Below are 14,053 nucleotides of genomic sequence, written 5' to 3' on the forward strand. Positions count from 1 at the left end.
GCGATCCGCGATCGGATCAGTAACCCATCAGCTTCAGCACTTCCGCGCGGCTCCGCTCGTCATCGCGGAACACGCCCATCATCCGGCTGGTCGTCATCACCACGCCCGGCGTCTGCACGCCACGCGCCGTCATGCAGGCGTGCGTCGCCTCGATCACCACCGCGACGCCATAGGGCTGGAGATTATCCCAGATGCAGTCCGCCACCTCCGCAGTGAGGCGTTCCTGCACCTGCAGGCGCCGCGCAAAGCCGTGCAGCACGCGGGCCAGCTTGGAAATGCCGACCACCCGGTCCTTGGGCAGATAGGCGATCGCCGCCTTGCCGATGATCGGCGCCATATGATGTTCGCAATGCGACTGGAACGGAATGTCCTTCAGCAGCACGATCTCGTCATACCCGCCCACTTCTTCAAAAGTGCGGCTCAGGTGAACGGCGGGATCGTCGCCATAACCCTTGCAATATTCCTTCCACGCCCGCGCCACGCGCTTGGGCGTATCGATCAGCCCTTCGCGGGTGGGATCGTCGCCCGCCCAGCGCAAGAGCGTCCGGATCGCATCTTCCACATCCTCGGGCACTGCGGGTTTCGCAGGGGATTCCATCATTTCGCCCATGGCGGCTCCGATCCTTCTCCGGCTGTCCATTGCGGACCTTTGGCAAGAGCGCCTAACCAGCGAGGCTGCGCTTGCCAAGCGCAGTGACGCCCAAGGATCGGTCAAAATGCCGCGACGGGACGCAAAATGAAGTCCTGAAACCCCATCTTGCGTCCCGATACGGAAAAATCACGCCGCTTCGGCCTGTTCGGCATCCGCCGCCTTCCGCAACTGGCGGAAGTGATGGAGCAAAGGTTCGGTATAGCCGTTGGGCTGCGTTGCCCCTTCGAACACCAGCGCCTTCGCCGCGCGAAAGGCGATGCTGGCGTCGGGATCGGCCGCCATCGGGCGATACAGCGGATCGCCCGCGTTCTGCCCATCCACCTTGGCCGCCATGCGCAGCAACGCGGCATTGACGTCATCCGCCGTGCACACGCCATGCAACAGCCAGTTCGCCATGTGCTGGGATGAAATGCGCAGCGTCGCGCGATCCTCCATCAGGCCGACGTCGTGGATGTCCGGCACCTTGGAACAACCGATGCCCTGATCGATCCAGCGGACGACATAGCCCAGAATGCCCTGCGCATTATTGTCGAGTTCTTCCGCGATCTCCGCCGCGCTCCAGTTCCGCCCCGCCGCCAGTGGAATGGCGAGCAGATCATCGAGGCCCGGCACGTCTTCAACCGCGATCTCGGTCTGCCGCTCGAACACGTCGACCTGATGATAGTGCAGCGCGTGCAAGGTCGCCGCCGTCGGGCTCGGTACCCAGGCGGTGTTGGCGCCGGCAAGCGGGTGCGCCCGCTTCTGCGCCAGCATGTCGGCCATCCGGTCCGGCGCCGCCCACATCCCCTTGCCGATCTGCGCCCGGCCCGAAAATCCGCAGGCAAGGCCGATGCGGACATTGCGATCCTCGTAAGCCTTGATCCAGGCCGCGCCCTTCATGTCGCCCTTGCGGATCATCGCCCCCGCCCGGATCGACGTGTGAATTTCGTCGCCGGTGCGATCGAGGAAGCCGGTGTTGATGAAGGCGATCCGATCGCGCACCGCATGGATGCAGGCGGCAAGGTTGGCCGAAGTCCGCCGTTCTTCGTCCATCACGCCGATCTTCAGCGTGTGGCGGTGGAGGCCCAGCATATCCTCGATCGCATCGAACAGCCGATCGGTGAACGCCGCCTCCTCTGGCCCGTGCATCTTCGGCTTCACGATATAGAGCGATCCGCAGCGGCTGTTGCGGAACCGCCCCTTGCCAGCCAGATCATGCAGCGCGATCAGGCTGGTGACGATGCCGTCCAGAATGCCCTCAGGCGCCTCGCCGCCATCCGCCAGCAGCACGGCGGGCGTCGTCATCAGATGGCCGACATTGCGGACGAACAGCAGGCTGCGCCCCGGCAATGCGAAACTAGCGCCATCTTGGCCCGTCCACACGCGGTCCTCCGCAAGCGAGCGCAGTTGCTCCCGCCCGTTCTTTTCGAAACTCGCGCTAAGATCGCCGCGCATCAGGCCCAGCCAATTGGCATAAGCCGCAACCTTGTCGTCCGCATCGACCGCGGCGACCGAGTCCTCAAGGTCGACGATCGTGGTCAGCGCGGATTCCAAAACGATATCGGCAATGCCGGCCGGGTCCGTGCGCCCGATCGGATGCTCATGATCGACCACCAGTGCAATGTGCAAACCGTTGTGTTTGAACAGCAAACCCCCAGGCTTGCGCCCCACCAACTGCCCGGCATCGGCAAGAATGGGATCGCCGCCGGCAAAGTCCGCCCAACTGCCGCTCGCAAGCGGCACGGCCTGATCCAGGAACGCCTTGGCAAAGGCGATCACCTGAGCGCCGCGCGCCGCATCATAGCCGCGCGTGGCAGCCTTTCCGGGCAGCGCATCGGTTCCATAAAGCGCATCGTAAAGGCTGCCCCAACGGGCATTGGCGGCGTTGAGCAGGAAGCGCGCGTTGAGCACCGGCACCACCAGTTGCGGGCCGGCAATCGACGCCACTTCCTGATCGACGCGCTCCGTGCCGATCGTGAACGGCGCCGGCGCATCGACCAGATAGCCGATCGACCGGAGAAAGGCCTGATAGTCGTCCGCGTCGACCGGCTGGCCAGCCCGCACCCGGTGCCATTCGTCGATCGCGGCCTGGATCGCATCCCGCTTGGCCAGCAGCACCTGATTTTCCGGGGCGAACCGCGCGAAAATGCCCGCCACGCCATCCCAAAATGGTGCCGGTTCGATACCGGTGCCCGGCAAGGCCTGCGTTTCGATGAAATGGCTCAGCGGCTCGGCAATGCGCAATCCGGCACGCTGGACATAGGCTGACATACGCTCAAACTCCCCGGTGGCACCAAAGCATGTCGCCACCGACAAGCGGTGGCAGTTCATGCGCCTTTTCTGGGGAGGAGCAGGCGTTGCACAGGCTATCGGCCATCACAGCCGCGCGTGCAACCCTCAAAACCGAATCAGTTGATTCGGGCGACGGCGAGTGATTCGGCCGGAAGCACGCGGGCGAGATCGGTGCGCAGGCTGCGGGGCCCGCTGCGCCCGCCGGCGACCGCCTGAATGAGATTCGCATTGCCGACGACGATCATCTGCTGGCCGCCGGCTTCGGCACGCAACCGCGCCGCAGCATTTTCGTCCGTCAGCATCTGGCGCGGAATAGAACTGGTTACCACCGGTTCACCAAGTTTGTCGGCAATTACATGCCGCACTGCAATAGCGTCCACGCCGTCCTCGACGAGCAGTCGATAGCCCTGATCCTGGGCCTGAACCGATGTCGAAAATCCTGCCGCGACTGCGCAAATGAGCAGCCCTCGCGCGACCAAATTGCGCATTCCGCTATCCTCTCTCCATCGCCGATGGCGTTTGCGCTCTTGCCGGCTGTCATTCTTCTGCAACGAAGGCAGGGGGTGACGCAAGCCCGGCCGAGCCGCTAGACTTGCGGCCGTGACGATCAGCCCCGCATCCCCACTGGAAGCCCCCGCCCTCGAACACGCCGCCGCCGCGCCCCTGCTCGATCAGGTGGAACGCTGGGCATCGATCAACAGCGGCTCAAGGAACCTGAGCGGCCTGTCGATGATGGCCGATATGCTGGCCGATGCCTTCGCCATCCTGCCCGGCGAGGTTCGGTTGCTCGATCCCGCCCCGGTCGACGCGATCGCGCCCGATGGCAAGCGGGTCGACGTCGCGCATGGCCGCAACCTGCATGTCAGCGTGCGCCCCGACGCGCCCGTGCAGCTGCTGCTTACCGGCCATATGGACACCGTCTTTGGCGCCGATCACGCATTCCAGTCACTGCGCTGGCTGGAACCCGGCGTGCTCAACGGTCCTGGCGTGGCCGACATGAAGGGCGGCATCGCCATCATGCTCGCGGCGCTTGCCGGGCTGGAACGATCGCCGCTGGCGCCCGGCATCGGCTATGAAGTCGTCATCAACAGCGACGAGGAAGTGGGCTCGCCGGGCTCCGCCGCGCTCATCGCCCGCGCCGCGCGGAACAAGATCGCCGCCCTCACCTATGAGCCCGCCGCCCTGCCGGACGGCACGCTGGCGGGCGCACGCCCCGGCAGCGGCAATTTCTCGCTGATCGTCGGCGGCCGCTCCGCCCATGCCGGTCGCAACCCGCAGGACGGCCGCAACGCGCTCGTCGCCGCGGCGGACCTCGCTCTCCGTCTCGCCCGCGCCGCCGGCCCCGGCCTGTCGATCAACCCCGCCAAGATTGACGGCGGCGGCCCCAATAATGTCGTGCCCGATCATGCCGTGCTGCGCGTCAACCTGCGCCCCATGACGCCGGAGGATGAGGACCGCGCGCGGGCGCTGATCGGCCAGATCGTCGCCAAAGTATCGACCGCGCACGACGTCTCGATCCACGTCCATGGCGGCTTCGGTCGTCCGCCCAAGCCGATGACGGCCCACGCCGAACGACTTTACGAACTCGTCCGCGATTGCGGCGCGGTGCTCGGCCTGCCGATCGGCTGGCGGGCCACCGGCGGCGTTTGCGACGGCAATAATATCGCTGCCTGCGGCGTTCCCGTGGTCGACACCATGGGGGTCCGGGGCGGCGCAATCCATTCAGGGGAGGAATATCTGATCGTCGAATCCCTGGGCGAACGCGCCCGCCTGTCCGCCCTCGTGCTGCTTCGCCTCGCCCAGCGGGGCCGCGTATGAGCTTCGTCATCCGCCCGTCGCGGCCATCCGATCTCGACTCGCTTTACGATATGGCGAAGCTCACCGGCGGGGGCTTCACCAACCTGCCGGCGGACCGCCCTTCGCTCGCCGCCAAGCTCGCCCGCTCGGCCGAGGCGTTCGGCAAGGCCGAAGATGTCAGCGGCGACGATCTCTACCTGCTGATCCTTGAAAATGTGGAGACCGGGAAGGTCGCCGGCACCGCGCAGATCTTCTCCAAGGTCGGCCAGAACTGGCCCTTCTACAGCTATCGCCTCGGCACACTGACCCAGACGTCGAAGGAGCTGAACCGGACATTCCGTGCCGAGATGCTGACGCTGACCACGGATTATGAAGGATATTCCGAAGTCGGCGGGCTGTTCCTCCATCCGCGCGAACGCGCCGGCGGGCTGGGCCTGCTGCTCGCCCGCAGCCGCTATCTCTTCATCCGCCAGCATCGGGCGCGCTTTGGCGATCGCATGCTCGCCGAATTGCGCGGCGTGATCGACGAAGCCGGCGGCTCGCCCTTCTGGGATGGTCTGGCCGGCAAATTCTTCGGGATGAACTTTCAGGAAGCCGATGCCTTCAATGCCGTCCACGGCAACCAGTTCATTGCCGATCTGATGCCCAAGCATCCGATCTACACCGCGATGCTGCCCGAAACGGCGCGCTCCGTCATCGGCCTGCCCCATCCCAGCGGCCGTGCGGCGATGCGGATGCTCGAAAATGAAGGCTTCCGCTTCGAAGGCTATGTCGACATCTTCGATGGCGGGCCAACCATGGCCGCCTCGATCGACGAAATCCGCTCGGTTCGCGACGCTGCCGACGCCACCCTGTCCGCCACCGACGGCCAGCAAGGCAATAATGTCCTGGCGGCAACCGGCAGTCTGGCCGATTTCCGGGCCTGCTACGGCCTGGTCGACGTCGCCACCGATGGCACGGCCACGATCGACGCCCGCGCCGCCGAGTTGCTTGACGCGAACGCCGGCGACACCATCACCTTCGTCGCGCGCTGAAGGAGCGACAGGCATGACGCTCACTGAAATCAACTTCGACGGCATTGTCGGGCCGACGCACAATTATGCCGGCCTCAGCCTCGGCAACCTCGCCGCCACCAGCAATGCCGGTCGCCAATCGCACCCGCGCGCGGCGGCACTGCAGGGCATCGCTAAGATGCGCGCCAATCTCGCGCTTGGGCTGGCGCAGGGCATCTTCCTGCCGCACCGCCGCCCGGACAATGACTGGCTGGCGACCCTCGGCACCAGCGCCATTGACGCCGATCCCGACCTGCTCGCCAATGCCCTGTCGGCTTCGGCCATGTGGGCGGCCAACGCGGCCACGGTGTCGCCATCGCCGGACACCGCCGATGGCCGCTGCCACCTGACCGTCGCGAACCTCGTCACCATGCCGCATCGCAGCCACGAATGGCCGGGTACGCTTGCCCAGTTGCGGCTGGCCTTTGCGGACGATCGCCACTTCGCCGTCCATGGCCCCATCCCCGCCCCCTTCGGCGATGAAGGCGCCGCCAATCACATGCGGCTTGCGGCCGGCCATGGTGCGCCCGGCGTGGAGGTGTTCGTCTATGGCGAAAAGGGCGGCCCCTTCCCCGCGCGCCAGCATGTCGAGGCCAGCCGCGCCGTCGCCCGGCGCCACCGGCTTGATCCCCCCCGCGCCCTGTTCGTGGCGCAATCGGAAGCGGCGATCGCCGCGGGCGCTTTCCACAACGACGTCGTGGCCGTGGCCGACGGCCGCGTGCTGTTCGCCCACGAACAGGCCTTTGCCGACAAGGACGGCTTCTACGCCGATCTTCGCCATATCATGCCCGATGTGGAGATCGTCGAGGTGCCGGCGGATCGCGTCAGCCTGGCGGATGCCATCCGCTCCTATCTGTTCAATGCCCAGTTGGTAACGCTGCCGACGGGCGAAAGCGCGCTGATCCTGCCGACCGAGGCGCGCGAGACGCCCGCCGTCTGGGCCTGGCTGAACGAGATGGTGGCGGGCAACGGCCCGATCCGGCGGATCGAACTGGTGGATGTGCGCGAATCGATGTCGAACGGTGGCGGCCCCGCCTGCCTGCGGCTGCGCGTCGTCGCCGATCCGGCAACGATCGACCCGCGCTTTCTGGTGGATGAGCGCAAGCTCGACACGATCGCCGCGACGATCGAGCGCCATTGGCCCGAAAGCATCGCCCCCGCCGACCTCGCGTCGCCCGATATGTGGCGCCAGGCCGCCGAAGCGCGCACCGCCCTGCTGGCGCAGCTTGGCCTCGGCGACCTTGATTGACGGGCGTTCACGACGCGAATCCATAAGCACCGGCGCTCCGCGAACATCATCCGCAGCTTCGCGGAGCACCTTCAACCGCTAGGGTTCTGCACCGGTAGCGACAAATATCAGGGATGCCTCATGTCCGACATTCAGATGCTGATCGACGAACGTGCCATTTATCGCCAGCTCTGCCGCTTCGCCGAGGCCATGGATCGGCGCGAATGGCAGTGGCTCGATGACGTGCTGATGGATGATGCCCAGGCCGATTATGGCATCGGCCGCCGCTTCGGCCGCGCCTCCATCGTCGCCGAAATGCGGAGTTTCCTCGACGATTGCGGGCCGACGCAGCACCTGCTCGCCAATGTCATCATCGATGTCGCGGGCGATAGCGCGACGAGCAGCGCCTATGTCGCGGACATGCATGTCGGGCTGGGCGATCGCAGCCACCTCACCTTCCGCACGCTTGGCGATTATCATGATCACTGGGTGCGGACCGCCGATGGCTGGCGCATCGCCGAACGGATCAAGCATAACCGCGCGCATGTCGGCGACATGGCCGTCCTGGGCTCCGGCCCCGGCTGACGCGCCGTCCGGCTTGGCTTCCCCGCCCGCTTCCTCTACGGCACCCGCTCCTTTTGCCAGGGAAGCGCGCGTGCCCGTTCAGTCCAAGATTTGCGGCCTTTCGACGCCCGAAACGCTGGCCGCCGCGATCCGCCACGATGCGGCCTATGTCGGCTTGGTATTCTTCGCGAAGAGCCCGCGCCATCTGGATTTCGACCGGGCAGCCGCGCTTGCCGCCATGGTGCCCGGCCATGTCCGCAAGGTCGGCGTGGTGGTGAACGCCGACGATGCGTTTCTCGACAAGGCGGTGGTGGCGGCGGGGCTGGACGTGCTGCAACTCCACGGATCGGAAGCACCCGAACGCGCCGCCCATCTGAAAAGCCGCTACGGCCTCGAAATCTGGAAGGCCATTCCGGTCAAGACACGCGCCGATCTCGACGCCGCCGCACGCTACCGGGCGGCTGTCGATCGCGTGCTATATGACGCCAAGACGCCGGATGCGGCCGATCTGCCCGGCGGCATGGGCCTGCGGTTCGACTGGCGACTGTTGGAAGGCTTTGCCCATCCGCTCCCCTGGGCCTTGTCCGGCGGTCTCGACGCGCGCAATCTGGCCGAGGCCGTGGGCGTCACCGGCGCTCCACTGGTCGACACATCTTCGGGGGTGGAAAGCAGCCCCGGCGTGAAGGATGTGGACAAGATCGCCGCCTTCCTCCAATCGGCATCCCAGCTATGACTGACGCTTCCACCCTCCCCAACTCGCTGCGCAACCAGCCGGATGCGCGCGGCCATTTCGGGCAGTTCGGCGGCCGCTATGTTGCCGAAACCCTGATGCCGCTGATCCTCGATCTCGAACGCGAATATCGCGCGGCCAAGGCGGATCCCGCCTTCCAGGCCGAATTCGACGATCTGATGAAGCATTATGTCGGCAGGCCCAGCCCGCTTTATTTTGCCCCGCGCCTGACCGAGCATCTGGGCGGCGCGAAGATCTATCTGAAGCGCGAGGAGCTCAATCACACCGGCGCGCACAAGATCAACAACTGCATCGGCCAGATCCTGCTCGCCAAGCGGATGGGCAAGACGCGGATCATCGCCGAAACCGGCGCCGGCCAGCACGGCGTCGCCACCGCCACTGTCGCGGCGCGCTTCGGGCTGCCCTGCACGATCTTCATGGGCGCGGTGGACGTTGCCCGCCAGCAGCCCAACGTGTTCCGCATGAAGCTGCTCGGCGCGGAAGTGCGTGCGGTGGAATCGGGCGCGCAGACCCTGAAGGACGCGATGAACGAGGCGCTGCGCGATTGGGTCGCCAACGTCCACGACACCTTCTACATCATCGGCACCGCAGCAGGCCCGCACCCCTATCCGGAGCTGGTGCGCGATTTCCAGTCGATCATCGGCAACGAGACGCGGGCGCAAATCATGGAAGCGGAAGGCCGCCTGCCCGACACGATCATCGCCCCGGTTGGCGGTGGATCGAACGCCATCGGCATTTTCCACTCCTTCCTCGATGACGTCGACGTGCGCCTGATCGGGGTCGAGGCTGCCGGCGAAGGGCTCGATACCGACAAGCACGCGGCCAGCCTTGCCGGCGGCACGCCCGGCGTGCTCCACGGCAACCGCACCTATCTGCTGCAGGATGAAGACGGCCAGATCACCGAGGCACACTCGATCTCGGCGGGCCTCGACTATCCGGGCATCGGGCCGGAACATAGCTGGCTGCACGAAATCGGCCGGGTGAAGTACGAACCCTGTACCGATGCCGAGGCGCTGGCCGCCTTCCAAACACTGTGCAAGCTGGAAGGGATCATCCCCGCGCTCGAATCCGCTCACGCGCTCGCCGTTGCCGAACGCGTCGCGCCGACCATGGCGAAGGACGAGATCCTCGTCGTCAACGTCAGCGGACGGGGAGACAAGGACATCTTCACCGTTGCCCAGGCACTGGGAGTAGCGCTTTGAGCCGCCTTGCCGCCACCTTCGCCGCCTGCGCCGCCGAAGGGCGCGCCGCGCTCGTCACCTTTGTCACCGGCGGCGATCCCACGCCCGCCGCCATGCCCGCGATCCTCGATGCGCTGGTCGAAGGCGGTGCCGACGTCATCGAACTCGGCATGCCGTTCACCGATCCGATGGCCGACGGCCCGGCCATTCAGCGCGCCAATCTTCGCTCACTGGCGGCTGGAACAACAACCGCTATCATCTTTGAAATTGCATCGAACTTTCGGAGGCGTCATCCGCAGGTGCCACTGGTCCTGATGGGCTATGCCAATCCGATGGTTCGGCGCGGGCCGGAATGGTTCGCGCAGTCTGCCGCCCGTGCCGGCATCGACGGCGTGATCTGCGTCGATATCCCGAGCGAGGAAGATGAAGCCCTCGGCCCCGCGCTTCGCGATGCCGGCGTGGACCTGATCCGGCTGGCGACGCCAACCACCGATGCCGCACGCCTTCCCGCCGTATTGGGGGGAGCGTCCGGCTTCCTATATTATGTCTCCGTCGCCGGCATCACCGGCCTGCAGCAAGCCGCGCAAGGCAGCGTCGATGCGGCCGTGGCCCACTTGAAGGCCGCGACCGACCTGCCCGTCGCCGTCGGCTTCGGCGTCCGCACGCCCGATCAGGCCGCCGCGATTGCCCGCGTCGCCGATGGCGTCGTGGTCGGCTCCGCCATCGTCGATGCGATCGGCAAAGCCGCCACGGAAGGTCGCGATCCATCGGCAGACGTTCTGAATATTGTCAAAGGTTTAAGTGCCGCTGTTCGTACCGCGCGGCAGGAGAAGGCAGCATGAGCTGGATCGATCGCGTCCGCAAATCCATTCCGTTTATCGCCAAGCGCGAGACGCCGGACAATCTGTGGCACAAATGCGCCGGTTGCGGGCAGATGGTTTTCGTCAAGGAATATGAAGAAAATCAATCGGTTTGCCCCAAGTGCGACCATCATGGCCGCATTGGCCCCGATGCCCGCTTCAACGCCCTGTTCGACGGCGGCGTCTACACCTTGCTGCCGGCGCCCGCCGTGCGCGAAGACCCGCTGAAGTTCCGCGATTCCAAGCGTTACACCGATCGCATCAAGGCTGCGCGCGCAGCCACTGGTGAGCAGGACGCGCTGGTCAACGCCAAGGGCCAGATCGAAGGCAAGCGCGCCGTCGTCGGCGTGCAGGATTTCGCCTTCATGGGCGGATCCATGGGCCTGGGCGTGGGTGCCGCGTTCGTCGCCGGCGCCGAAGCCGCGATTGCCGATCGCTGCCCCTATATCATCTTCACGGCAGCGGGCGGCGCCCGGATGCAGGAAGGCATCCTGTCACTGATGCAGATGCCCAAGACCACCGTCGCGATCGAGATGCTGCGCGAGGCGCGCCTGCCCTATATCGTCGTGCTCACCGATCCCACCACGGGCGGCGTCACCGCTTCTTATGCGATGCTGGGCGACGTCCAGATCGCCGAACCGGGTGCGTTGATCGGCTTCGCCGGCCAGCGCGTGATCGAACAGACGATCCGCGAGAAGTTGCCGCCGGGCTTCCAGCGCGCCGAATATCTGCTGGATCATGGTATGCTCGACATGGTGACCCATCGCCACAAGCTGCGCGAGACGCTGGCCACGCTGGTCGACTATCTGGTCCCCGAACCCGCCTGACGGCCGCTATCCGCACTTCGGGGCGGCGGCTGCAAAGGATTGCCATGGCCGATCACGCCGTCTCGTCCGATCCCGACGTCCAGCGCCAGCTGGATCGCCTCGCCGCGCTTTCGCCGGGGCGTGATGAGCTGGGCTTGGAGCGGATCACCGCCCTGCTCGAAAGGCTCGGCAACCCGCACCGCGATCTGCCGCCGGTCTTCCATGTCGCCGGCACGAACGGCAAAGGTTCGACCTGCGCCTATCTCCGCGCCGCCATCGAGGCGGCCGGACACAGCGCCCACGTCTATACCAGCCCGCACCTCGTTCGCTTCAACGAACGTATGAGAATATCGGGACAACTGGTTGAAGATAAAGACCTTGCCGAGCTGCTTTCGGACGTTCTGGACAGCGCCGAGGGAATATCGCCCAGCTTCTTCGAAGTGACGACGGCCGCCGCCTTCCTCGCCTTTTCCCGTGCTCCGGCCGACGCGTGCATCATCGAGGTCGGGCTCGGCGGACGGCTCGACGCCACCAACGTCATCGAACATCCCGCCATCTGCGGCATCACCCAGCTCGGCATCGACCATCAGGCGTTTCTGGGGGAGACGATCGAGGACATTGCCGGCGAAAAGGCGGGGATCGCCAAGCCCGGCATAGCGGTCGTTACCCAGCATTATCCGGAATCCGTTGCCAATCGCATCGGCCAGGTCATCGCCGAACGCGGTGCCGTGTGGCACCCCAAGGGTGGTGGCTGGGATGCCGTCGCCTATCAGAACCGCATCCATTATGTGGACGAAGCCGGCAAACTCGATCTGCCGATGCCGCGCCTGCCCGGCCACCATCAGGCCACGAACGCGGCCCTGGCGATTGCCATGCTCCGCCATCAGGATGCCGTTGCCATTCCCCCGTCGGCGCTGCGCGCGGCCATGGGGTGGGCCGAATGGCCGGCACGCCTGCAACATCTGACCACGGGCACTTTCCCTGCCCGGCTACCCGCCGGCGCGGAACTGTGGCTGGACGGCGGCCACAACCCGGCAGCGGCCCGCGTTATCGCCGATTTCTTTCGTGGCCGCGTGGCAGCCGGACGGCCCTTCCACGTCATTCTCGGCCTGCTGGAGAATAAGGACCCGCTGGGCTTCCTGAAGCCTTTTGCCGGCCGCACGGCAACCTTCCACACCGTGCCCGTGCCCGGCCACGCCCATCATCTGCCCGACGCACTGGCCGCCTCGGCGCGCGCATCGGGCTTTGGCGCTATGGCCGCGAAAGACCCGGCCGACGCGATCGACTGGATCGCGCGCCATGCCGATCGCGCCAATCCCCCCGTCGTCCTGATCGCAGGCTCGCTCTACCTCGCGGGCACTGTGCTCGCCGCCAACGGGACGCCGCCGGCCTGAACCGTCAGGCCGCGAACTCCTCGCGGATCACGCGGCGCAGCAGCTTGCCCGTCTCATTATAGGGAAGCGCGTCGACGAAGCGGATCGCCTGCGGCACCCGGCTGGAGCGCAACCGCCCGCGAACCAGCGCCTGCAACTCGCCCGCCTCAACCGCCTGCCCCACCGCCAGAACCACGGCGGCGCCCACGCCTTCGCCCCATTCGGCATCGGGCACGGCCACGACCGCGCATTCGGAAACGGCGGGGTGCGACGACAGCACATCCTCGATCTCGCCCGGCGAGATGTTTTCGCCGCCGCGTACGATGACGTCATCCGCGCGGCCATCGAGGAACAGATAGCCCTCGTCGTCCACCCAGCCCCGATCCCGCGTCGGAAACCAGCCATCGCGATCGGTCTGGCTGCCAAGGCCATGATATTCGCCCGCCACCTGATCGCCGCGCACAAACACCAGCCCGGCCTCGCCGGGGCCGAGTTCGCGCCCATCCTCGTCCCGGATCACCAGTTCGATCGTCGGCAAGGGCCGCCCGACCGAACCGAGCCGGCGCCGAACCGCCGGATCGTCCGACGCCATGGCGGCGCGATGGGATTCGGGATCGAGCAGGCAGATCGTGCTGCTCGTTTCGGTCAGTCCATAGGCATTGGTGAAATCGACGCCGGGAAACTGCGCCATCGCCTTTTCGATCACCGGCAGCGGCATCTTGCCCCCGCCATAAGCCAGCGCGCGAAGCGCCGGCAGATCGGCGACCCGCGCCCCCGCGTCGAGATGTTCGACGATGCGCTGAAGCATGGTCGGAACGAGGAAGGCGTTGGAAATGCCGTGCCGCCGGACGAGATCGAGCCACGCCGCCGGATCGAAATTGGGCAATTGCACCATACGCCGCCCGGCATAGACCGAACTCAACACCGCCGAAATGCCGGCGATATGATATGGCGGCACCGTCACGATCGCGGCATCGCCCTCATCCGCCCCCATGAATTCGACCGTGCCGAGAATATAAGCGAGCAGATTATCGTGCCGCAGGATCGCGGCCTTCGGCACCCCGGTCGTACCGCTGGTGAAAAGCTCCACCGCGATGCCCCGATCTTCATCGGGCGCGATCAGATCCTCGCCACCACCGGCCCGTGCACGCGCCAGGAACGCAGCCGGGGCGATCGCGACAATGCCGTTGGGCACGCTTTGGCCATCGCAGACCAGCAATGCCGGCGTCACCCGCTCCAGCAATGCCGCGATTTCCGGCGCGGTCAGCCGATAGTTGATCGGGACATAGGGAATGCCGGCCAGCGCCGCGCCGAACAGCGCCACGGGCGCGGCCAGGCCGTTCACGTCCAGATAGGCAAGGCGCGATGCGCCATGTTCGATCGCCAGCGCGGCCGCCCCGCGTGCCGCCACCAGCAGGTCGCCATAAGTCAGGCTCTCGTCGCCGGACGTGATGGCGATACGATCGGGCATGGCGTCCGCCGCCATTTCCAACAGCATGAAGATGTTCATCGGCCGAT

At 66.1% G+C, this 14,053-nt stretch carries 13 protein-coding genes; 9 read left to right on the plus strand and 4 right to left on the minus strand.

Annotated features, from left to right (window positions below):
• Positions 1-16: 16 nt before the first annotated feature.
• From folE to CHB74_RS01130, 3 genes are all read right to left on the minus strand, one after another.
• Positions 17-610 carry a GTP cyclohydrolase I FolE gene (gene folE, locus CHB74_RS01120; RefSeq protein WP_089217746.1) on the minus strand — a complete coding sequence of 198 codons (594 nt, stop codon included), beginning with the start codon at positions 608-610 and terminating at the stop codon, positions 17-19.
• 168 nt (positions 611-778) lie between these two features.
• A complete protein-coding gene (locus CHB74_RS01125) occupies positions 779-2,902 on the minus strand; it encodes a malate synthase G (protein ID WP_089217747.1) in 2,124 nt (707 codons plus the stop codon).
• Positions 2,903-3,039: 137 nt separating this feature from the next.
• A complete protein-coding gene (locus CHB74_RS01130; protein ID WP_245842530.1) occupies positions 3,040-3,474 on the minus strand; it encodes a hypothetical protein in 435 nt (144 codons plus the stop codon).
• A 49-nt stretch (positions 3,475-3,523) separates the two neighbouring features.
• Here CHB74_RS01130 and CHB74_RS01135 point away from each other — a divergent pair, with 49 nt between their 5' ends.
• The 9 genes from CHB74_RS01135 (at position 3,524) to CHB74_RS01175 (ending at position 12,556) form a co-directional block, all read left to right on the plus strand.
• Positions 3,524-4,741 carry a hydrolase gene (locus tag CHB74_RS01135; RefSeq protein WP_425442225.1) on the plus strand — a complete coding sequence of 406 codons (1,218 nt, stop codon included), beginning with the start codon at positions 3,524-3,526 and terminating at the stop codon, positions 4,739-4,741.
• On the plus strand, positions 4,738-5,754 hold the full coding sequence (locus CHB74_RS01140; protein WP_089217749.1) for an arginine N-succinyltransferase: 1,017 nt from the start codon (positions 4,738-4,740) through the stop codon (positions 5,752-5,754). Before CHB74_RS01135 ends, CHB74_RS01140 begins: the two co-directional genes overlap by 4 nt.
• Before the next feature lie 13 nt (positions 5,755-5,767).
• Positions 5,768-7,021 (plus strand): N-succinylarginine dihydrolase, encoded by a 1,254-nt coding sequence (locus CHB74_RS01145; protein WP_089217750.1) that lies wholly within the window; start codon positions 5,768-5,770, stop codon positions 7,019-7,021.
• 120 nt (positions 7,022-7,141) lie between these two features.
• The gene (locus CHB74_RS01150; protein WP_089217751.1) at positions 7,142-7,585 is read left to right on the plus strand and encodes a nuclear transport factor 2 family protein; all 444 of its coding nucleotides are present in this window, start codon (positions 7,142-7,144) and stop codon (positions 7,583-7,585) included.
• Positions 7,586-7,655: 70 nt separating this feature from the next.
• Positions 7,656-8,297 (plus strand): phosphoribosylanthranilate isomerase, encoded by a 642-nt coding sequence (locus CHB74_RS01155; protein WP_089217752.1) that lies wholly within the window; start codon positions 7,656-7,658, stop codon positions 8,295-8,297.
• Entirely contained in the window at positions 8,294-9,517 is a 1,224-nt protein-coding gene (gene trpB, locus CHB74_RS01160; protein WP_089217753.1) for a tryptophan synthase subunit beta, read from the plus strand. The genes CHB74_RS01155 and trpB overlap by 4 nt, the downstream gene beginning before the upstream one ends.
• Positions 9,514-10,338, plus strand: a complete 825-nt coding sequence (trpA, locus tag CHB74_RS01165; protein ID WP_089217754.1) for a tryptophan synthase subunit alpha — start codon at positions 9,514-9,516, stop codon at positions 10,336-10,338. Before trpB ends, trpA begins: the two co-directional genes overlap by 4 nt.
• On the plus strand, positions 10,335-11,183 hold the full coding sequence (gene accD / locus CHB74_RS01170) for an acetyl-CoA carboxylase, carboxyltransferase subunit beta (RefSeq protein WP_089217755.1): 849 nt from the start codon (positions 10,335-10,337) through the stop codon (positions 11,181-11,183). The genes trpA and accD overlap by 4 nt, the downstream gene beginning before the upstream one ends.
• 44 nt (positions 11,184-11,227) lie before the next feature.
• Entirely contained in the window at positions 11,228-12,556 is a 1,329-nt protein-coding gene (locus CHB74_RS01175; RefSeq protein WP_089217756.1) for a bifunctional folylpolyglutamate synthase/dihydrofolate synthase, read from the plus strand.
• A 4-nt stretch (positions 12,557-12,560) separates the two neighbouring features.
• Here CHB74_RS01175 and CHB74_RS01180 read toward each other — a convergent pair whose 3' ends face one another.
• Positions 12,561-14,045, minus strand: a complete 1,485-nt coding sequence (locus tag CHB74_RS01180) for a class I adenylate-forming enzyme family protein (protein WP_089217757.1) — start codon at positions 14,043-14,045, stop codon at positions 12,561-12,563.
• Positions 14,046-14,053 lie beyond the last annotated feature (8 nt).

The organism is Edaphosphingomonas laterariae, from assembly GCF_900188165.1.
Lineage (GTDB): Bacteria > Pseudomonadota > Alphaproteobacteria > Sphingomonadales > Sphingomonadaceae > Sphingomonas_E > Sphingomonas_E laterariae.